This window comes from Achromobacter aegrifaciens (assembly GCF_902859735.1).
Lineage (GTDB): Bacteria > Pseudomonadota > Gammaproteobacteria > Burkholderiales > Burkholderiaceae_B > Achromobacter > Achromobacter aegrifaciens.
In genome coordinates this window covers 102,834-122,505 of the sequence record NZ_CADIJY010000001.1, presented here as the reverse complement: position 1 = coordinate 122,505, position 19,672 = coordinate 102,834, and the positions used below count along the sequence as shown (strand labels likewise).

At 65.0% G+C, this 19,672-nt stretch carries 16 protein-coding genes; 3 read left to right on the top strand and 13 right to left on the bottom strand.

Features of this window, described 5'->3' with window-relative positions; translation table 11 throughout:
* Positions 1 to 3: 3 nt before the first annotated feature.
* Both HV766_RS00555 and HV766_RS00550 read right to left on the bottom strand, forming a co-directional pair.
* Positions 4 to 918, bottom strand: coding sequence for a beta-keto acid cleavage family enzyme (locus HV766_RS00555; RefSeq protein WP_119449882.1), 915 nt, complete (start codon positions 916 to 918; stop codon positions 4 to 6).
* A 5-nt stretch (positions 919 to 923) separates the two neighbouring features.
* Positions 924 to 2,147, bottom strand: coding sequence for an ABC transporter substrate-binding protein (locus tag HV766_RS00550; protein WP_370126395.1), 1,224 nt, complete (start codon positions 2,145 to 2,147; stop codon positions 924 to 926).
* A gap of 140 nt (positions 2,148 to 2,287) precedes the next feature.
* On the opposite strand from HV766_RS00550, the gene HV766_RS00545 reads away from it, so the two are divergent.
* Positions 2,288 to 3,037, top strand: coding sequence for a Crp/Fnr family transcriptional regulator (locus tag HV766_RS00545; protein ID WP_225588860.1), 750 nt, complete (start codon positions 2,288 to 2,290; stop codon positions 3,035 to 3,037).
* Between the two features lie 129 nt (positions 3,038 to 3,166).
* The gene (locus HV766_RS00540) at positions 3,167 to 3,661 is read left to right on the top strand and encodes an Ohr family peroxiredoxin (protein WP_054455400.1); all 495 of its coding nucleotides are present in this window, start codon (positions 3,167 to 3,169) and stop codon (positions 3,659 to 3,661) included.
* A 54-nt stretch (positions 3,662 to 3,715) separates the two neighbouring features.
* Here the strand turns inward: HV766_RS00540 and HV766_RS00535 are convergent, their stop codons facing one another.
* Complete coding sequence (locus tag HV766_RS00535) at positions 3,716 to 4,855, bottom strand: MFS transporter (protein ID WP_175180370.1); 1,140 nt, start codon at positions 4,853 to 4,855, stop codon at positions 3,716 to 3,718.
* Between the two features lie 92 nt (positions 4,856 to 4,947).
* On the opposite strand from HV766_RS00535, the gene HV766_RS00530 reads away from it, so the two are divergent.
* Positions 4,948 to 5,715 (top strand): AraC family transcriptional regulator, encoded by a 768-nt coding sequence (locus tag HV766_RS00530; RefSeq protein ID WP_175180369.1) that lies wholly within the window; start codon positions 4,948 to 4,950, stop codon positions 5,713 to 5,715.
* 30 nt (positions 5,716 to 5,745) lie between these two features.
* Here the strand turns inward: HV766_RS00530 and HV766_RS00525 are convergent, their stop codons facing one another.
* From HV766_RS00525 to HV766_RS00480, 10 genes are all read right to left on the bottom strand, one after another.
* Positions 5,746 to 7,098, bottom strand: coding sequence for a type II toxin-antitoxin system HipA family toxin (locus HV766_RS00525; RefSeq protein ID WP_175180368.1), 1,353 nt, complete (start codon positions 7,096 to 7,098; stop codon positions 5,746 to 5,748).
* A gap of 4 nt (positions 7,099 to 7,102) precedes the next feature.
* Entirely contained in the window at positions 7,103 to 7,363 is a 261-nt protein-coding gene (locus HV766_RS00520) for a helix-turn-helix domain-containing protein (protein ID WP_054455917.1), read from the bottom strand.
* A gap of 185 nt (positions 7,364 to 7,548) precedes the next feature.
* Positions 7,549 to 8,769, bottom strand: coding sequence for a pectate lyase family protein (locus HV766_RS00515; RefSeq protein WP_054455409.1), 1,221 nt, complete (start codon positions 8,767 to 8,769; stop codon positions 7,549 to 7,551).
* Between the two features lie 12 nt (positions 8,770 to 8,781).
* On the bottom strand, positions 8,782 to 10,686 hold the full coding sequence (locus tag HV766_RS00510) for a Vi polysaccharide transport protein VexE (RefSeq protein WP_175180367.1): 1,905 nt from the start codon (positions 10,684 to 10,686) through the stop codon (positions 8,782 to 8,784).
* A complete protein-coding gene (locus HV766_RS00505; RefSeq protein ID WP_119449878.1) occupies positions 10,679 to 11,854 on the bottom strand; it encodes a KpsE/RkpR family capsule polysaccharide export protein in 1,176 nt (391 codons plus the stop codon). The genes HV766_RS00510 and HV766_RS00505 overlap by 8 nt, the downstream gene beginning before the upstream one ends.
* The gene (locus HV766_RS00500) at positions 11,832 to 12,548 is read right to left on the bottom strand and encodes a P-loop NTPase family protein (RefSeq protein ID WP_054455412.1); all 717 of its coding nucleotides are present in this window, start codon (positions 12,546 to 12,548) and stop codon (positions 11,832 to 11,834) included. The genes HV766_RS00505 and HV766_RS00500 overlap by 23 nt, the downstream gene beginning before the upstream one ends.
* Before the next feature lie 9 nt (positions 12,549 to 12,557).
* On the bottom strand, positions 12,558 to 13,898 hold the full coding sequence (locus HV766_RS00495) for an ABC transporter permease (RefSeq protein WP_054455414.1): 1,341 nt from the start codon (positions 13,896 to 13,898) through the stop codon (positions 12,558 to 12,560).
* 7 nt (positions 13,899 to 13,905) lie between these two features.
* On the bottom strand, positions 13,906 to 15,060 hold the full coding sequence (locus HV766_RS00490; protein WP_054455416.1) for a polysaccharide biosynthesis/export family protein: 1,155 nt from the start codon (positions 15,058 to 15,060) through the stop codon (positions 13,906 to 13,908).
* 41 nt (positions 15,061 to 15,101) lie between these two features.
* Positions 15,102 to 17,156, bottom strand: coding sequence for a glycosyltransferase (locus tag HV766_RS00485; protein WP_119449876.1), 2,055 nt, complete (start codon positions 17,154 to 17,156; stop codon positions 15,102 to 15,104).
* The gene (locus tag HV766_RS00480; RefSeq protein ID WP_175161982.1) at positions 17,153 to 19,633 is read right to left on the bottom strand and encodes a hypothetical protein; all 2,481 of its coding nucleotides are present in this window, start codon (positions 19,631 to 19,633) and stop codon (positions 17,153 to 17,155) included. The genes HV766_RS00485 and HV766_RS00480 overlap by 4 nt, the downstream gene beginning before the upstream one ends.
* Positions 19,634 to 19,672 lie beyond the last annotated feature (39 nt).

The window sequence follows — 19,672 nt, the reverse complement described above, 5'->3', positions numbered from 1 at the left end:
TGGTCAGAGCGCGAACTCGGGCCGGATTCCGCTCTTGAGCGGCAGTCCCAGGATCTCGCGCGCTTCGGCTGGCGTGGCGGGTTCCATGTCCATTTCACGGATGATGCGCACGATGCGCTCGGTCAATTGGACGTTGGTGGCCAGTTCGCCGTGGCGGTAGTACAGGTTGTCTTCCAGGCCGACCCGCGCGTGGCCGCCCAGCAGCAGGGCGGCCATGTTGGCCTCCAGCTGCGCGGGGCCGATGCCGCTGACGCAGAAGATGCTGTTCCTGGGTAGCAGATCCACCATCATCTGCAAATGCCGCACCGAGAACGGCATGGCGTTCTGGAAGTTGCGGTGCACGTTCATGACCAGGTTGATGAAGTGCGGCCCTTCGTCCAGTCCCTCTTCGATCAGCGTTGTGGCGTCCTGCAGGATATGCGTGGGGCTGAAGACTTCCCATTCGGGCTTGATGCCGCGCGCCTGCATGCCGGCGGCCAGTTCGCGGGCCTTGGTGAGCGGCGTGTTCATCAGGTATTCGCGGTCGCCGAACGCAAGGTTCAAGGTCGTGGCGTCCAGCGTGCACATCTCGGCGCCGGCGTCCATGCCCTTGAGCCGCTCTTCCCACAGGATCTCCCACGTGCCCGGAGAGGTTTCCTTGACCATGTCGCCATGCACGCCGCCGCCGGTGGAGTTGTTCAGCACGATGTCGCAGCGGTCGCGGATGAGCCGGTTCATTTCCCGGTACACCGAAGCGTCGCAGGTCGCCTGGTCGTCGGGACGGCGCGCATGCAGCGCCACCACGCTGGCGCCCGCGTTATAGCAGCGGTACACGTCCTCCGCGATTTCCAGCGGCTGCGTGGGCAGGTGCGGATTCTGGCTTTTGAATGCCATGCCCCCGGTCGGGGCGATGGTCACGATGACTTTACGTTTGCTCATGAGGGTCACTTCCAGAGCGCGCAGCGGCTCTCTTCCTTGGTGGTGAAGGCCTGGTTGCCGTCGATGGTCTGCACGACGTTGAAGTAGTCCCAGGGCTCCTTGGACTGTTCCGGCGTCTTGACCTGCAGCAAGTACATGTCGTGCACGACGCGCCCGTCCGGCCGCACCACGCCGTTCTTGATGTAAACGTCGTTCAGCTTGTTTTCGCGCAGATAGGCCAGCACGCGGTCGGCATCATCCGTGCCCGTGGCCTTGACCGCGCGCAGGTATTGCAGCGCCGCGGAGTAGTCGGCCGCCTGCAGCGAGGAGGGCATGGCCTTGCGCTTTTCAAAGAAGGCGCGGGCCCAGGCGCGGGTCTCGTCCGACGCGTTCCAGTACCAGCTGTCGGTCAGGTACATGCCTTGCGAGGCGGGCAGCCCCATGGCGTGGATATCGTTGATGAACATGATCAGGCCGGCCAGGCGCATGGTCTTGGTGATGCCGAACTCGTTGGCGGCCTTGATCGAGTTGGTGGCATCCGCGCCGGCGTTCGCCAGGGCCAGGATCTCCGCCTTGCTGCTTTGCGCCTGCAGCAGGAACGAAGAAAAGTCGCTGGCCGACAGCGGATGCTTGACCGATCCCACCACCGTGCCGCCGCCGGCCTGGACCACCTTGGTCGTGTCCGCCTGCAATGCGTGGCCAAAGGCGTAATCGGCAGTCAGGAAGTACCAGCTCTTGCCGCCTGCCTTGACCACGGCCGCGCCCGTACCGCGCGCCTGCGCCACGGTGTCGTAGGCGTAGTTCAGCGTGTAGGGCGTGCATTGTTCATTGGTCAGCGCCGGCGCGCCCGCGCCCACCACGATGATGGGCCGCTTCTTGTCAGCGGCGACCTTGGACATGGCCAGCGCCGTACTGGAATTGGTGCCGCCGATCAGCATGTCCAGACCTGCCTGGTCAAACCATTCACGCGCCTTGGCTGAGGCGATGTCCGCCTTGTTCTGATGGTCGGCCGTCAGCAGCTCGATCTTCTTGCCGTTGATCTCGCCGCCCATCTCCTGGATCGCCATCTTGATGGCCTCGGCACCGCCGGGGCCATCCGGCCCCGAGTACACGCCCGACATGTCGGTGATGAAGCCGATTCGAATAACATCGTCTGAAATCTGCGCCTGGACCGCAGGGGCGTGCAGCAGCGTCACGGCCAGGCCGCAGGCCAGGGCGCTGCGGGACATCATGCCTTGCATGGGCAACATGCTTGTCTCCTCTTGTGGGTTTTGGCGTCTGGCACCTCGGCTATTCTGGTGCCGGCCCCAGACCGCGGACAGTCATCATGGTGACAAAGCGCCCTAGGGTTTACCTGAGCGGCGCCACAACGGCTACGAAGGAGGCACACATGGGCGAACGGCTTGCCGACGCCGGCGACGAACCCTTGAGCGCACGGCGGCGGCGCGCGCAAGGCGCGGTGGACAAGATGCTCGACGTCGTCCCTTGGTACAAGGGCCTGCCGGAACTCGAACGCGACCTGATCCGCGCCGAGTTGCGCGTGGTGACCCTGGCCGCGGGCGAGTTCCTGTTCCGCGCGGGCAGCCGTTCGCCAGGATGGTACGGCGTGGTGCAAGGCCTGGTGAAATGGTCCTCGCCCGGCGCGGACGGCAAGTCCCTGTCCCTGGCCGGCTTCAGCACCGGCAGCTGGTTCGGCGAAGCCACCATGATCCGTCGCGAACGGTTCGAGTACGAGGTGGTTGCGCTGCGGCCCAGCCAGATCGTGATATTGCCGCGCGAGACCTGTGAACGGCTCTGGAACAACAACATCGAGTTCACCAAGGCGCTGATGATGCATCTCGCGCAGCGCGTGGACTGGCTGATGAGCAGCTTCACGTCCAACGTGCTGCTCGACGTCGACACGACGGTGGCGCGCGCAGTCGCCGCGCAGTTCAACGCGGAAAGACATTCCGGCACCAATGGACGACTGAAGGTCTCCCAGGAAGAAATCGCCGGCTTGTGCGGCATTTCGCGGCAACGCTGCAATGCAGCGCTTGCGCGACTCGCCCGCGCGGGCGTGCTGGAAACCTACTATGGCGGGCTGGCCATCCTTGATGTGGACGAGTTGCACCGGCTTGCCAATGTCAAGAAGAGCGCCTAGGAAGCTGGCGTCGACGGTACAAGAAAAGATGCCAGTCAGAACAGAAATTCTGTCTTTGCGCCTGTTGGGGACAACTCTATAGTTGCCGCGGAAAAAAACCAACCGCTTATCCGCACTTGAGGAGTTCCCATGAAAGCCCCGTCCGCGCCCTCTGTTTCGCTCCTGGAGCCCTATGCCGGCGCAGAGGACCTGCCCCTGTACACGACCACCGTCTCCGTAACCGGCGGCGCCTCCGGACACGGCAGATCGTCCGGCAGAGCGGTCTCCAACGACGGCGAACTGGAACTCGAACTCAGGCTCCCCAAGGAGTTGGGCGGCAATGGCGGCGGCACCAATCCCGAGCAATTATTCGCAGCCGGCTTTGCCGCATGCTTTCATGGCGCCATGAAGCTGGTCGCCACGAAGAACCGCGTCCCGCTGCCGGCGGATTTCGCCATCCACTGCACCACGACTTTCGCGCGCGAAGCCTTCGACGGCCTGTTCTGCATCAAGGCCAGGCTGGAGATTTCCTTGCCCGGGCTGCCCAAGGACGTCGCCCTGGCGTTGGTCCACGAGACGGAATCGATCTGCCCGTACTCGAAGATGGCGGACCAGGGGATCGCGTCGTCGGTGCATCTCAGCTGAAAGCCAGGCACCCTCGCTCGAACGGGACCGGATGCATCAATGGCAGCGGTCCTGTCACCGACCTTCGACTTGCCGCGTCTTCGTCACATACGCGATCGCTGCAAGCGCCGCACACCCGCCCAGCAACACATCCAGCCTTTGCCCTCGTCCGGCAAGGACCAGCCCAACTCCAAGCAGGTTGTAATAGACCAGGCTCAGGATCGCGCCAGCAGTCCCCGCGACATGCACATAGGCGCATAGTGCATGCGCCAAGATGTTGGGAATCGCGATCGCGTAGGCCGCCGCGATCAAGGCCATTCCGATGAGAAACGCGGAACTCCCGATAAGCGCGGCGACCAGCGCCGCACCTAGCGCCATCAGACCGATACCCAGCAGGACGAGGCGTTCGGACGCTACCCCCCGCCGCAGCAACGCCGTGTTGAGGGCTGCGCCGCACAGCGATGCCGCGGCCAGCGCCAGGCCGCTTTCACCGAAACCCAACCAGGCCTCCTGCGAGCGGGCGAAAAGAAAAGGACCCAGCTGGTAATAGCCGAAGATCGCCAAGTTGAAAATGGCGATCAGCGTCGCGCTGCGCCAGATCGCCCGGTCTTGCAGCATGGCGCGCAGCGTCGGCCAGAAGGGCGCCGCCGTGTGCGGCAGAGGCCGAGTTTCCGGCCAGCGCAACGCGCTGGCCCCCAGCAGCGCCACCGCGAGCAGGACAAGCGCGAGGAAAACGCCCTGGACCCCGCCGGCCGCCGCGATCTCTTGACCGGCATACATGCCGACGGCAGGGCTCGCGGCCAACGCCATTCCCAGAATCGAGAAGACGCGGGCCAACGTCGGACCCTGATAGCTATCCCGCAGCGCCGTCTGCGTTACGATTGAGCCCGCGGCCGCGCCGAAGGCGCAGATCAATCTGGCCGCGAGCAACTGCGTGAAATCACCCGCCGCCATGGCCCAGCCCGCACCCAGCGCGTATAGCGCCAGTCCTGCCAGCAGCGCCGGTCGGCGGCCCCGGAAATCGCACAGACGCCCCCAGACCACCACGCCAAAGGCAAAGGCCACGAACCACAGCGACAGTGTCTGCGCCGCGTCCTCGGGCGTGGCTTGATAGGTGGCGGCGATCAGCGGCAAGGCGGGGCTGTACATCGTCTCGACGATCTGCGGAAAACTCAGCAGCAGGATAACGAGCACAAGAGGCGGACGGCGGAACATGGCGGTATCGGTAAACGTAGAGCCCGTTTTTTAGCCGGGCGCTGCCGTCGCCGTTGTAGCCAGGAAGACAAAAAACATCGGAACCCGGACAAATGGCCAGGCTTGCACCCACCGACGCATTCAACCCCGACGCCATGGCCCAGCCGGTGACGGGCATCGCGTCGCGCCTGATACGGCACGATTCCGGCCCGCATAGCCACGGCCGGGGCCAGCTGCTGTTTGCCCATGCGGGCTCCATCCGCCTCGCGATGCCAGGGCAGATTGCCGTGCTGCCTCCCATCCGCGTGGCATGGATACCGCCAGGAACCGAGCACCGCGTCCTGATCCGCGGCGAAGTCGAGTACCGCTCGATCTATCTGGACCTGGCGCGTGTCGCGGTGCCGGCGGCCGCCGCCGCCATACTCTCGATGACGCCGCTATTGCGCGAGCTCTTCGAGCGCATCAGCCTGGAACCCTTCGACACCGACTGGTCCCAGGGCGCGCCGCGCAACCTGCTGGCCGTCTGCATGGACGAATTGCGCGCGGCAAGACGGGAACCCATGCTGCTGCCCGTACCCACGGACCGCCGCCTGGCCGGTCTGGACCTGGAGGAACTGCCGCCCGAACTGGAAGCCCTGTCGCAACGCGTCGGTGCAAGCGCGCGCACCATTACACGCATCTTCCAACGCGAAACCGGCATGAGCTATCAGGCCTGGCGGCAGCTCTGGCGCCTGCTGCGCGCGGTGGATCTGCTGGTTGCGGGCCAGAGCGTGACCGCGGTGGCGTTCGATCTGGGCTTTTCCAGCGACAGCGCGTTCATTGCGTACTTCCGCCAGATGACGGGGGAAACGCCGGGGCGGTATGTACTCAACGAGCGATGAATTGCAGTAGCCTCTACGCACGCGGCAAAGCTACGCGGCGAGCCTGTCCGCCGCCGCCTGCAAGCCGCCGAGTATGCCGTCTGCCACCGCCTGCGGAAATCCGGGCGGCAATCTGGCGCGGACCATGCGCACCGCCTCGGGCGTGCGCGCGATCAGATCGTCCACGACGAACTGGACTCCCTGGCCGTCCGGCGTCACGACGCCATGTCGCGCGCCCACCGTCAGCCAGTGGCGCCGCTGGATGTCGCGCATGCGCCAATGCGGGTTCTTCGAACGCACCGCCATCGCCATCTTCGCGCGGACGGGCGACAGTTTGCCTGGCCCTTCGCCCAGGATCGGATAAGCGGACAGCACGTCGTATAGCGGCGTAAGTTCGTAGGCCCCGCCAGGCCGCAGGAACAGGCTGAAGTTCTTCGCGTGGCCGTCCGTTGCGCACAGCATCCAGAACAGGACCTGGGCCTGGAAAAACGTCCGCCGGTCTTGCTCTGCGTGGCGCGAGGTTTCGAGCAGACTCATGATGCGGTCGATGCCGGGTCCGCCGTCCGCCTCGTACTTCAGGTGCGGCGGGGTGCCGGTGGCCTGGCACATGTCTTCCTGCGGCAGGCGGATGAGACTACGCTTTCCGTTTTCGGCGTCCTGCCAGCGGCGGTCGAAACGTTCGACGGCGAGCACCTTCACGTCTTCGAAGCTGAGTACTTCCGTGCGCGCCACGGGCATGCCGTAGGCAGCCAGGATCTCCGAGCACAGCCATTCGTTTTCCACCGATTCGCTCAGGTCGAACTTCATATTGCCGACCAGCCCCAACGGCAACTTGAGGATGTGAGTCGTCGGCGTGGCGCCTTGGGGCAAGCACCATTGCCCGTCCATCCGCAGCAAGGCGGTCTTCTCTTGCGCACCTGCGATGGAAATGCGGAAATCATCCTCAGCGATGGCCAGGCCGCCGAGAGGCGCCGGCGCCAGAACGCTGCGCAACAGCTGCGCAACCTGGGCATCGTTCAAGGGCGAGGCTTGCACCGACGTCACGTCGGCAGGCGCTGTTCCCGCAGGCAGGATCTGCAAGGCGCCCGCGCAATCGCGGCCGATCTCGGCAAGCAAGGCGAACGCGTCGGTCGAGCCTGCCCGAAACCGGCGCGCAACCCGTTCGCGGATTTCCTTGCTGTCGGGCAGCAGGTTTTCGAAGTATGCGCGGACGACGTCGCCCCGATGCGGGCCATTGCCCGGCGTGAAGGGCAGGGACAGCGACAAGGGCCTGCCCGGCGCGGAGGCGACCCAGTCCTTGTCGTACTGCAGGACCTCGCCGGCGTGGGGTCGATTGCTCCACTCTCCGACATAGGTGCCATTCATCCATAGGCCCAGGACCTGCGTGTGTGAACGTCGCCCCATGGCTTTACCAGCTGGGTTCGGATGTTGTTTCGGGTCCCGGCTGCGCCCCTTGCTGGCGCAAGACCATTTCGACCCCCAGGATGCTCAACAGCTGCAGCAGCCGGTCTGCGCTGACCTTGTCGGCATTGCGCTCCAGGGCGGACAAGGTCTGTTGTGTGACCCCAAGGCGCAAGGCCGTGGCCGCCTGGGTCAAGCCGGCCTCTTTGCGGAACCCCTGGAGCAGGGCCGGCAATTGTGTCGCGGTGCGTACGGTGAAATCCATAATACAAATCTCAAGCTGTATTTCAGATATACAAAGTCTAGGCTGTAAACCTGAAATACACAATGTGATTTGTGGTTCTTTTACAGCCTATGATTTGTATTTCTTAAAAACAAATCATAGGCTGTATTTCACGGATAACGCCAGGCTTCAACCCGCATGGTCCGGCTCCGCTTCTGCGAACCGGGCGACTACCGGCCTGCTGATCCCCCGCAACCCGTCCCGATCCTGGACACCGGCAACGGCGTATCGCCGCCCGTATTCCCCGCGTACTTGCGGATCTTCTCCGCCAGCTCCGTCGTAGGCTTTTCGTAGCCGTAGCAATAGGGCGGCGTCGGCGCAGCCTCGGGCCGGTAGTCCTGCAACACCGGCTTCGCATCGCCCAGGTACAGATTGTCCTTCAGGCGCAGGAAGGCCTTGTAGTCCCGCGTATAGCCGTGTTCGTCCTTCCGCGTTTCATAGGCTCCGCGGTCCGATTCGCCGTTTTCCAGCGCGCTGCGCTTGGCGGCGATGGGAATGTAGTGGCAGTAGTTCACGTTGATGCCTTCCACCGTCGGGAAGAACTCGGGCTCCACGCATTTGCGCTGCGTGGAGTTCTTGAAGATGTTGCCTTCGACCAGCGCCTTGGCCTCCAGGCTGAAACTCATGCCGTAGAAATCCCAGTCTTCCAACAGATTGTTGAAGAGATGGAAGGTGCCGAATTGCCCGCGCGGATTGCGCTGCACGGTGTTGAGGAAGTAGTTATGGTGCAGCGTCACGCGCGCGATCGAATCGCGGTCGTAGTTTGCGTAAAGGTTCTTCGAGGTGATGTTGTTGAGCAACATGACCTTGTTGGAATTGTGGAACTTGGTCCATGAGATCGTCACATCAGTCGAACCGTTCTTCACGTTCAGCAGCCGGTCCGACATCCGCGACAGATCCATGTGGTCCACCCATACGTCGCGGCTGTTGTTGGCCACGTTCACGGCTTGCGTCAGCCGCGACAAGCGTCCGTCTATGGTCAGGTGCGTGAGGATGACGTTCTTGCTGCCATATACGCCCAATCCGTCGTCGATCAGGGTCACGCGCTTGCCGCGCCCGTCGATGGTCGTGTTGGACGGCACGCGCAGCTGCTTATCCAGGACGATGGTCATGTCGGAGGCGAAGCGTATCCAGGTGGGTCCCTTCTTTGCCTGCGCGAGCGCGGCGCGCAGCGTTCCGGGACCCGAGTCCTGATCGGACGTAACGTCGATGAACTTTCCGCCCAGGCCGCCCGTGGCCTGGGCGCCGTAGCCCTCGCGCTGCTGCAGCAGCGCGGCGACGGACGGACAATGCTCGTCCGGACTTTTGCATGCGTCGGCGGCGGCCGCAGCCCCGCCGTACGACATGGCCAGGACAAGCAGCCAGCGCGCGGTCTTGATTGCAGCCTTCATCGGCATTCGCTCCTATTGCTGCGCGGACTTGTCCGCGGCCGTGACGTGGCGCCAGATGCCGCCGCTCAGGCGCAGGTTTTCCGGAGGACCGGCAAGATGCTCCCTGAGCCGTTCGAAATAGGCCTGCTGCCAACGCAGGGAATACGCCTCGGCGTCCTCGCCAGGCTTGGGCGCGGGCAACATCTCCAGCGTATAGGCGACGCGACCGTTCTCCCAGCGCGGTGCGTAGAACACCGAGGGCACGCCCATGCGATGCGCGAGGTGGGCCGCGAAGCCGGAGTACGTCACGTCCTGTCCTTCGAAGGTGGTCCGTGGCGCCGCGGGATTGGCCGCCCCGTCTATCGCCAGGCATAGCACATAGCCCGAAGTCAACGCGCGCATGCAGGCCTTGGCGACCTGCGCCTCGGTCTGGTCGGCAGTGGAGATCAGGGCTGCGGAGTAGCTGCTCTGCGCGATGCTGGGCGCGGTCGCCAGCCAACGCGACGGAATGCCCACCAGTTCCAGCGCCATCAACCCGGCGTACATGGGACCGACGTGCGCGGTGGCGACCACCACGCCCTTGCCCCCCGCCAGCAGCGGCGCAAAGAAGCGTTCGCCGGTATCCAGCTCTCCCAACACCTGCATGGCTTCTTCGACGCTCTCCTCGCGGCATTCGAGCCAGTCGAACAGCAGATGGTCCACCAGGTGGCCCCAGCGCGCTCGGCGCTCCCATTGCGCGCGGTCGATACTGGTGTCGCCGCGCATCGACCAGGCCCAGTCCAGGCGCGCCTGCGGGATCGGGGCGGTGTGCAGCCGTTCCTCCAGCTGCGCCATGGCCTCGTCGAAGGTCGCCGGCAGCCGCTGGCCGCGTTGCGCCACGTACTGTCCAAAGAGCGCCTCGGCCTCCTGCTTGCGCCCCGCCTGCGACAGCGCGCTGATGGCCGCGCGCTGCCAGAGCTGCTTTTCGGGCGACTTCTCCAGCAGATGCATCATCTGGTCGGCCGCCGCGTCGTACTGCAGCGTGTAGCGCAGCGCGCGTGCGTAGAAAGCCCTCGTCTGTTCCAGGTCTGGCGCCAGGTCGATGGCCTGCTTCAACGGCGTCAGGGCTTCCTTGTAGCGTCCGGCGCGCAGCAGGGTCTCGCCGTGCAACGTCAGCAGCCTGACATCCGCGGGCGCCGCGCTCAGGCCGGCCTCGAAGTGCGCCAGCGCATGCACCTTGCGGTCATCTTCGTTGCCGCGCCGCAGATGCGCCAGGCCCAGGGACGAGCGCAGGACCGCGCAGTCGTGGCCCGCGTCCAGGGCTGCGCCGCCAAAGCGGATCGCCGCCTCCACCCTGCCGTCATCCAGCAAGGCGCGCACCGCCATCGTCGCCACGCGCTCGTTGGGCAGTTCTCGCGGGTCCAAGGCGGCAGCCATGCCGGCCGCCTCGGCAGTATCGCCGTTGCGCACGAAAGCCATCAGCCAAGGGTAGGCTTCGCCGGGTTCGTTTTCCGCCAGGTTCCGGGTCGCGCGTGCGACCTCGGCTGCCTCGGCCACACGGCCGGCCTGCACCCGCAACTGGATGCGCGCCGCATGCAGCGCCGCCGCGCCGGGTTCGATGCCGGCGGCGGCATCCGCCTCGGCGATGGCGCGGTCCCATTGCTCGGTGCGTCCGAACAGGCTGGCGAGCAGGCGGCGCTCGTCGGCGCGCGCGGGATAGACCGCGACCATGATCTCCAGCGCGGCGATCGCGGCGCCTAGCTTGCCTTCCCGCACCAGGGGCGAAACCAGCAAGCGGCGGGCGTCGCGCCAACCGTCCGCGGCCTCGCGCAGCGCCGGCTCCAGCATGGGCATGTCGTTCAGCGGCTCGGCCGCGGAATGAATCTGCTTGATCACGTCACGCAAGCGTGCCGTGGCATCAGTGCCGGCGGGACGATCCGCAATTGCCGTATCAACCATGACGCAATCCCCTCAACAACGCCAACGCCACCCGAGCGATGAACATCAGCACAAAGCCCAGCGCCAGCGCCTGCAGCAGCAGGATTCCGGTACGCGGACTGCTCGGGCGGTCCGTGGGCACTGGCTGCGCGATGATGGACAGGTAGCGTTGCAGCCGCAGCGTGTCCGTCATGGCCTGCTGGTAGGTCTGCTGCGCCAGGGTCAGGTTCGAATCCGCGAACGCCTGGGCGTTGCGCAGCGCTTCATAGGACTTGAGCTGCTTCGCTTCCGTGTTGCCCGCGCCGCTCAGGCGCTGGCGCACGGCCGCGATCCGCTTCTTCAGGGAAGCCACCTGCATCTCGGCGGGCCGCAGCATGAAATGGTCCTTGTTGCCCAACGCGCGGATCTTGTCGAGATTGATCTGCGCGGTGTTGAGCTCCCCTTCGAGCTGGCTGGACAGGTTCAGCAGCATCGTCACCGTGGCCGTGGGATCGATGTTGCCGTGCGTGGTCCGCCATGCTGTCAGCGTTTCCCGGGCGGCCAGCGCCTTCTGCTCCGCGAGCTTGACCGCCTCCTCGCTCACTTTCAGCTTGTCGGCGACGCCTTTCTCGTTCATCGAGCTGACGAAGCTCTCGGCCAGCTCGATCAATGCCCGGGACAGCAGCGCGGCATCCTCCGAGGAAAACGCGCTCACGCGCAGCACGTCGATCTGTTCCAGCGCGTTGAAGGAGACCTTTACCGAGGCCTGGTAGGCGCGATAGAGATCGTCCTCGCTTGAGTCCTCTGCAAGATGATTCACAGGATCCATGCCCGCGCGGATCAGGTACTGGCGCAGGCCGACCTTCTTGTCGAGCTGCTGCATGGCATCGCGCGACTTGAGGAAATCGGCGACCGCCCAGCCATCCACGAAGCCGCCGAGCATGCCGCCCGCGTTGCCCGTGGTCAGCAGGCTGGCCGCAGCCCCCCCGCCGCCTTGCTGCCCGGAGGCCGACTGCACGAAAAAGCGCGATTCCGCCTCGTAGCGGGGCGTGGCGAAGAGCAGCAGATACGCCAGGGCGCACGCGACCGGCGCCAGCACGATGAGCGTGTTGATCCAGCGGTGACGGCGCCGCTCTCGCAGCGCCGATTGCCGCTCGCGGCGGCGGCGTTCGATTTCGGACCTGCCCTCAGAGGCCGATTCCGCCCTCATCGAAGCCGCCTCCGAGGACGTCGTCGCCTGTGCCGGATTCGCTCCTTGATCGTCGCGGGGGGAACCTGCGGATGCACTGGTCGAGGTCGTCTTCGATGCTGAGTGCGCTTCGTTCATAAATCAAACCCTTGAAGCAATAGTCCGCCAACTGATTCTGGCGGTAACTGGAAAGAATGAGTGTCCGGCCGACCAGGCGCTCTTCGAACAGAGCCAGCCACAGGCGGGTGAAACGGCAAGGCTCGAAAGGGATGGCCCCTTCGATCACGTAGACATCGAACGCCGGCGCCAGCGCCAGCGCGAAGGAAAACTCCTGCCGCGCGTAGAGCGGCCAATGCTCCATGGGCTTGGCCAGGGTCCTGGGATCGCTGACCAGGTCCGCGACCAGTTCGTGCGTGGCATCCGCGTCGATCTCGTACATCTCGCTGACGAAGTCGATCATGCTCAGGCCGTTGGCCTTGCCGCGGATGAATCCCTGGCGGCCTATCGCCCAGGACACGTTGCCATCGTGCTTGACGAAGCCCTGGCGCGGCGGCCGCAGGCCGCACAGCACATCGACGATCTGGCGATGCAATTCCGGCGCGGGCGACAGCAGCGCATAGCGCCCGACCGGAATATCGAGATCAACATTGGAAAGCAGCGCTTGCCTGCTTCCGAATGCATAGGGCTCGTCAGTGACGCCATTGAAATGGATCATCCACTTCCCTCACATCGGCTGGACGTTGGGACGGGCCAACCGCTCGGCCGCCAACGCAAGCACCATCAAGAAAACCAACGAGGTCAGGAAGTATCCCAAGCTCGCATCGTGCGAGGCGTAAGCCTCGAAATACGCGGAGCGCAGCAGCTGCATGCCGTGCGCCAAAGGCAGCCACAGCATCCAGGGCCGCAGGTTCTCTGGCAACTGTTCCGAAACAAAGAACACGGCCGCGAAGATCTGCAGAAACCGTTCGATGATCGGCGCGAGCCTGAGAAAGAAATGCCAGTAGGTCGCGATCGATCCGAACAACACGCCCAGCGCAGCCCCGAAGCATCCCATCAATACGACGAAAAGCAGAAAACCGGACCAGCTTTTCGGCAGCGTCACGAGTTCCAGCGCATGGCCCGCGCTGATCAGCACCAGGAACACCACCAGATATACCGACACATAGATGAACGCCTGCACCAGCGCGCACATCAGGGGCGTAACGCCCTGGAAGTTCAGCAAACCGCGGGCAGATACGTAGGCCGTACTGCTCCGGAAGGCGATCTGCCGGAACATGATCCAGGTCGTCGCGCCCAGCAGCGAGAACGTCTGCACGTCCATGCCCATGATGTAGTGCGTGCCCATCAGGATGTACAGCGACGAAATCAGCGTCAACAGCACGACCGGACCCACCAGCGCCCATACCAGGGCGATCCGGCTCTCGCCATGCATCACGCGCAGCTGGTAGATGAACATCGCCAGCAGCGTGCGGCCGACCGGCCGGACCTTCACGGAATGGCTCGGATCATGTCCTTCATGCAGGTCCTGCAAGCGGGCCCGCAGTATCGCGAGATCGCCGGCCTCGTCCTGCGGCACTTCGACTTCCAGCGCAATGTCGTTGCGCGAGGCGTGGCGGCGCGCTTCGCGCGCCTCGTCCTGCTTGCGGCGATCCACGCGGCGCGCATGCGCCGCGGCCAGCCGCTCGTCTTCCGCCACCAGCTTGGCTGGCATGTAGCCGGGCGCGAACACTTCGACGCCGTCGCGGATATCCATTTCCAGCAGGCGCACGATGACGCGCAGGCGCCGGCGCGAAAAATCCGCCAGCGTCTCATCGACGTTGCTGCGCGCGATCTCCGCGTCCAGCTCCGCCTGCACCGCCTCGTACACCGCCCGCCGGGCAGCCACGGAGTCGTGCGGCTCGCCCTGCAGGCGCGCGACCAGGGGCTTGAGCAGGACGGCCGGCGTGGCCTTTGCTTCAAACAATGCCGCCGGATCCAGGCGCCAGGCCGCGACGCCGGATCCTACTGCGTAGCTACTGTCCTTACGGCGCGAACGCCAGCCCTTGATCCTGTCCTCGTTACTCATCGACACGCTATTGGCTTATGCCGGACGAGCCGCCCGAGTCGCTGTCAATGGCGCGCGTGGCGCTGAAGCCGGCGCTCATCGTGACGCGGAACGCGGACAACACCTTCTGCACCTGCGTGAACGGCGCATCCGAGATATAGATGGCCTGGCCTTCCTGCACGGTGAATTCGCGCGCCAGCGCCACTTGCTCCGGACGCGTTAGATCGAACTGATAGACCACCGGCAGCAGATCCGGCTTGCCCTCGGCGCCGGCCTTCGCAGGCGTGAACAGGAACACGGAACGCGGGTCCGCCAGCTTGTCGTCCAGGCCGCGGGAATCCGCCAGCGCATCCAGCACGCTGTAGTTGCGCTTGCTGATGGCCACGCGCCCCTGGGTGCCGGCCGCGCCCAGCACGGTCAGGTACTCCTTCGAGTCATAGGCGGTGATGACATCGCCCGCGCGCAGCAGGATGTCGTTGTTCTGGTTGCGGTAGATATCCGACAGCCGCACCGACGCCACCTGGTTGTCGCGGCGCAGGCTGATGACGAGCTGTTCGGGGTTCGTCTGCACCGGCGCGGCCTGGGCCAGCGCGCTGCTCAGGCGCTGCGAGGTCTGGGTGATGGGATACATGCCGGGCTTGGTCAGGTTGCCCTGCACCGTCACCATCTGGCCGCGCGCGTCCGCGGCGCGCGTCACGCTGACGTCGGCGCCGACAACCAGCCTGGCCAGACGAGCGACGACGGCATCATGCAGCTGCGCCAGGGTCATGTTGGCGGCGTGGAACTTGCCAAGGATGGGAAACGTCACGTTCCCTGCCGGGTCGATCTCCTGGTTGCCCAGGTCGCTCACGCCGGAGGGGTCCGCCGCGAACACGCCCAGCCCGCCGCGCTCCCAAACCTTCACATTGATGCCGTCGCCGGGAACCAGGCGGTCGAATCCGGCCTGCGTGAGATCGCGGTAGCGCACGGGAAAATCGGCCACATCGGGCACCCGGCTGGCCTGCACCAGTTCGCGAGAGACGGGCATCACGATGACGTCCTTGTCATCGTGCGCGCCCGTCATTTCGCTCAGCATCGGGCCGGAACGGGGCAGCTGGCACCCCGCGAGAGTCAACGTGGCAAGAACCACCATGGTCAGGGCTGCCTTGCGTCGCAGCCCTGAACCCGGGACGTACATATGCATAAGATCCTTTCGTTTCCGCAGCTTGATCGGTTGGACGCCAATCAGGCTTGCATCAGGCGCATGGGTTCGATATCCATGCGTTCGTCGTTCTCGGACACCACGGGCATGCACAGGCCCATGAACTTGGTCAGCATGGCGTCAAGCGAGAACAGCTTCTGCGCGCGGTGACGGCTGTGCTGCCTGAGCTGCTCGTTGCTGCGCACCTGGTCGACCATGGATGCGACTTTCTCGCAGGCCTCGTGCAGATCCGGGTGATCCACGCAACTGAGCAGATGGCCGGTTTCGTTCTCCACAAAGCACTCGCCAGCGCCGCCAGCCGGAGTCGAGATCACCGGCACTCCCACCAACTGGGCTTCGATCAGCACGTTGGGCAAGCCTTCGTAGCGCGACAGCAGGACGCTGGCATCCATTTGCGAATACCAATAGCCCACGTGGTTGGAAAGACCGACCAGCAAGAGCCTGTCTGTCACGCTCAGCTCTTCGGCCAGGGCCTCGATGTTCTCGCGCAGCCGTCCGTCTCCAACGATGACGAAGCGCGCCTGCGGCCTGTCCTTCAGGTACATCGCCGCCAGCTTGATCCACAGCTGCGGCCGCTTGTCCGGTTCCAGGCGGAACACGCCGCCTATCGTCTCGGTGGCGTCGTTCGTGCTTTCCTGAAAGGCCTTCCACTTTTCCTCATCCACGGCCGAAGCGTCCGTCGACAAATCGGGCACGCCGTTGTAAAGGATGTGAAAGCGCGTGATCGGGATGCCCAGCCATTCCGAGTAGGCTTCCGCGGCCTTGCAGCTGTTGCTGACGAAAACCACCCCCGGCACCTGGGCCAGGGCCTGGTACAGCTCGGGATATTCTTCGCGGAAGCGGTCCTTGCGGATGTTCGGCGGCAGTCCGCGGAAGACCAGGTGTATGGTCGGGGCGCCAGCCAAAAGCGCCGCCAGCGCGCCGAACAGGCAGGTTCCGTCCTGCCACAGGCTCACCACGTCGAACGGGTTCTCGCGCAGCACAGGCGTAAGCCGGGTCACGCCGTAGTGCACCGGAGGCGGCAACTGCTCCAGCAGACGGCTCAAGCTGCCCTCGGGCATGGATTGATGGGACACCGACACGGCCGGCAGCTTGTTGATCTCCGTGACCGGAATCTGCGCCTTCACCAGCACCGGCAGGAAGAAATCCAGCCCCTGCTTCTTGGTGGAACCCGCCGGCTCGGTGTGCTGCTTGACCATAACTTCGACTTTCTTCGGCATCATGATCACGTCTGCCGGCCGGCGCTCGGGCGACTCCGCCAGGCGGGTCAGTTCGCCCGCAAGCCGCGTCAGCTGGCGCTCGGCGCCGCCGGGGCCAAGACTGCCCGTGACCAGCGCCACCGACACCGGCTTCTCCGCCGACTGCTCGACGATCTTGCGGTCGCGGAAGTGCAGGATCGCATGCTTCATGGACACGATCCTGACATCCTTGCCCACCAGCCCCTCTTCCGACTCGAAGCGTTGGTAGAAGGCGTAGTCGCTGGCCAGGTCGTTGGCCAGCTCCGCCGCCTTGCTGCCGGGCGTCAGGTGCTTCATGACGGGCGCGATCGCGTCGAACGCGTCGGCCAGCAGTCCGCGCTTGCGCAGGCGCTTGGCGAACTCGACGCGCATGTTGCGGTCGGTGTTCTCGGAAATCAGCCGGCGAAAGAGTTCGTCGGACTGCTCGTGCGCACGGATGTCGCTAAGCAGCTTGGCCCGCGCGAACAAGCGGTTTGGATTCTGCGTCGAAGGCGGAAGGTGATGGTCGACCAGGGCCAGGGCCTCATCGATCTTGCGTTCCTTCACCAAGCGCGTCGCGCAGTAGCGGACGATCAGGAAATCGTCCGGGCATTCTTGCAACAGCGTGGCCCACTGCTCGGCCATGCCTTCGTTCAGGCCCGCCGCCTCCTTCAGCCTGAGCAGCAGGAAGCGGACCTTGGAGTCTGCCATGTGGTCGCGCGCCAGTTCCTGGGCGCGGGACAGGTTTTCCTGGGCGACTTGAACCCGCACCGACGCCGTGACGATCTCTTCCAACCGGGCTTGCACCGCTTGCAGATCGGATGCAGCCTCCGCTCGCTCGGTAGTCAATGGGGGATTCATGCTGCCTTCCTCCGGTTGATCTTCTCGATCCACACGAGGCAGCGTTCGATGTAGTGATCGAACTGCGCCGGATTCTCGGAACGTTCCTGCAGCTTGCGCCAGTACGGCAATGCCTGTTCGAAGCGATGCAGGCGCATGGCGCCCACGGCAGCCAGGCGCAGGCCGATGGGGTCTTCCGGAACCAGCTTCAGGATGCGCTCGCCCAGGGCCAGGCGTTCCGTGGTGCTGGCCGAATCCAGCGCACGCGCTTCGGCGTACAGCACGGCGATGATGCGCCGCTTTTCATGGTCGACTTCCGACATGCCGGGCCAGGACTGCGCAACACGCTCCAGCAGGTTCCAGGCCGCCTGATGATCGCCGGAGGAAAGGATCTCGCGCGCGCCGCGGATGGCGCGGGGCCCAAGCCTGCCCAGCTGGCGCTGCGCTTCGTCCTTGGCGCCCTGGTCCGCGCCGGCATGGTCGAGCACGGTCTTGTAGGCATCGATGGCCTCGCCATACCAGCCGCCGTGGAAGGCTACCCGCGCAAAATGCAGCTGGGTGCTGAACGAGGCGGAATCGCCGGCGGCAGCTTGCTCGAGGTGCCGCATGGCGGTCTTCTTGTCGCCTAGCGCGTCGGCCGCGCGGCCGCGCATGGCATGCAGTTCCGGGAAATCGATCTGGCTGTCCAGCGCGATGTCGGTAAGGTCGATGACTTCCTTGTGATTGCCCGCCACCAGCGCGGCCCGCACGCCCAGGCGCATCGCACGCTCGAAGGCGCGCTGGGCGCGCACGCCGGCCAGCGCATCCGGAGTCAGCAGGCGGTGCGCGCAGATGCGCTCCGCGGCATCGCGCAGGCGTCCTTCCTCCAGCGCGCGGTTGCCTTCCTCGGCCCAGGCCTGCGACTGCGAATTCAGCCAGGCGACGATATCCTCATGCTCGCTGCTTGCCAGCTTGCACGAGACCGCCAGCGTGGCCGCGGCCATGATGCTGCCGCGCCACGAGGCTTCCTTGACCAGCTCCAACGCGTCGACATCATTGAGCACGGGCGACTCGGACGCCAGGTTGCGCAGTCCGGCGCGATCGCCGGCCAGCAGCCGGTCGCGCCACAGCATGGCGAAACCGCGGCCATACGCGGGCATGGCCGCACGGACCTCGTGGACCCAGCGTATGGCGGATTCCATGTCGCCGCTGGCCTGCAGCAGCGCGAGCACGGTGTCGGCGGCTTCCACCGCGATCGCGTCTTCCGGAGAAGAGATGCGGAACAACTGCTTCCAGTTGCCCAGGGTCTCGTCCACATATCCCAATTGGCCCGCGGAAATCGCCGCGATGCGCACGATTTCGGGGGTTTCGATCTCATCGCCCAGCAAGCCTGCAGCCAGCGAATACGCCACGTCATGGCGTCCCAGCTTGAACTGGTTGCGCATCAGGATCTGCTCAGCCTTGCTGCCGGACGCCACCGCGCCGTCGGCGCTGCCCAGGAGCGCCAGCGAACCTTCGTAGTCGCCCAGCTCTTCCTGGATGCGCGCAAACAACAGCGTGTGGTCGGGCAAGCCGGGATGGCGGCGCAGCACCTCGCGCACGCGGCGCGAGGCTTCGCGCAGTTCGCCCGAATCCCAGAGCTTCTCGATGCGGTCGGCGCTTTCATCGGCGGAGAGCTTGGGCGCGGAGGGCTGCGTCGTCGACGCATCCAGGCGCGGACGCATGAAGGTCTTGAACCACTCTGCGCACAGGCGTTCGGCGAAAGCCGGCGTGTAGTGGGTCAGGTCCAGTCCGCCATTTTCCATGGCCTCGGCCTGGCCGATCTTGTTCATCAGCGGCGTCGGGTCGTAGCAAGGCACGCCGATGCGCTGCGCGCTGGCGAGCACCGCGGCGATCAGTTGCTGGCGTTGCTCGATGGGCGCGTTGTCCGGCGTCATGGCATTGACGTGCGTGACGAACACCACTTTGTCGCGGCCCAGCAGGTCGACCAGCTGGTTCATTTCCTGCTCGATCTCCTCATCCGTCTGGTCACGCTTGACGATGCGGGCGAGCAGGTTGCGGTCGTCCGGCGTAAGCGCCTTGAAGACCGGGTCCTGGTCCAACAGCGCGCGGCGCTCGGCCAGGCGGTCGGCGTGGGCCATGGACCAGAACATCCGGGTGCGCGTGCGGTCGGCGAAGAACTCGCTGAAGTAGCGCACCAGGTAGTTGGACTGTATCGGGTAGCCGTCTATGGTCAGCAGCTTGCGCGAAGACAGTTCGACCACATAGAGGTCAGCCGGCTTGTGGGCGCCTTTGCGCGCCTGCTCGCCATTCGAAGGCCGGAAGATCACGCGCTGGACGTCGGCAGGGATGTCGCCCTGGCCGAACATGAATCGCGCCTGCTGCAGCGCCTCGGCGCTGGTGTGCACGAAACCGTAGTTGCGCCCGAGTTGCAGCTTGATCGGGTAGCGGCCCACGGCATCGCGCAGCGGCGTATGGATGCGGCAGGTTCCAATCGGAGCGGTGGTAAAAGCAGCCATTCGGAGGCTCTCCTCTAGTGATCGATAGTGAGCCTGAAC

Coding starts and splice junctions, on each gene's coding strand:
- HV766_RS00495 (WP_054455414.1), bottom strand. CDS start 13,898: ATGAGTAACGAGGACAGGATCAAGGGCTGGCGTTCGCGCCGTAAGGAC.
- HV766_RS00535 (WP_175180370.1), bottom strand. CDS start 4,855: ATGTTCCGCCGTCCGCCTCTTGTGCTCGTTATCCTGCTGCTGAGTTTT.
- HV766_RS00500 (WP_054455412.1), bottom strand. CDS start 12,548: ATGATCCATTTCAATGGCGTCACTGACGAGCCCTATGCATTCGGAAGC.
- HV766_RS00555 (WP_119449882.1), bottom strand. CDS start 918: ATGAGCAAACGTAAAGTCATCGTGACCATCGCCCCGACCGGGGGCATG.
- HV766_RS00545 (WP_225588860.1), top strand. CDS start 2,288: ATGGGCGAACGGCTTGCCGACGCCGGCGACGAACCCTTGAGCGCACGG.
- HV766_RS00515 (WP_054455409.1), bottom strand. CDS start 8,769: ATGAAGGCTGCAATCAAGACCGCGCGCTGGCTGCTTGTCCTGGCCATG.
- HV766_RS00550 (WP_370126395.1), bottom strand. CDS start 2,147: ATGTTGCCCATGCAAGGCATGATGTCCCGCAGCGCCCTGGCCTGCGGC.
- HV766_RS00540 (WP_054455400.1), top strand. CDS start 3,167: ATGAAAGCCCCGTCCGCGCCCTCTGTTTCGCTCCTGGAGCCCTATGCC.
- HV766_RS00510 (WP_175180367.1), bottom strand. CDS start 10,686: ATGGTTGATACGGCAATTGCGGATCGTCCCGCCGGCACTGATGCCACG.
- HV766_RS00480 (WP_175161982.1), bottom strand. CDS start 19,633: ATGGCTGCTTTTACCACCGCTCCGATTGGAACCTGCCGCATCCATACG.
- HV766_RS00525 (WP_175180368.1), bottom strand. CDS start 7,098: ATGGGGCGACGTTCACACACGCAGGTCCTGGGCCTATGGATGAATGGC.
- HV766_RS00505 (WP_119449878.1), bottom strand. CDS start 11,854: ATGAGGGCGGAATCGGCCTCTGAGGGCAGGTCCGAAATCGAACGCCGC.
- HV766_RS00530 (WP_175180369.1), top strand. CDS start 4,948: ATGGCCAGGCTTGCACCCACCGACGCATTCAACCCCGACGCCATGGCC.
- HV766_RS00485 (WP_119449876.1), bottom strand. CDS start 17,156: ATGAATCCCCCATTGACTACCGAGCGAGCGGAGGCTGCATCCGATCTG.
- HV766_RS00490 (WP_054455416.1), bottom strand. CDS start 15,060: ATGCATATGTACGTCCCGGGTTCAGGGCTGCGACGCAAGGCAGCCCTG.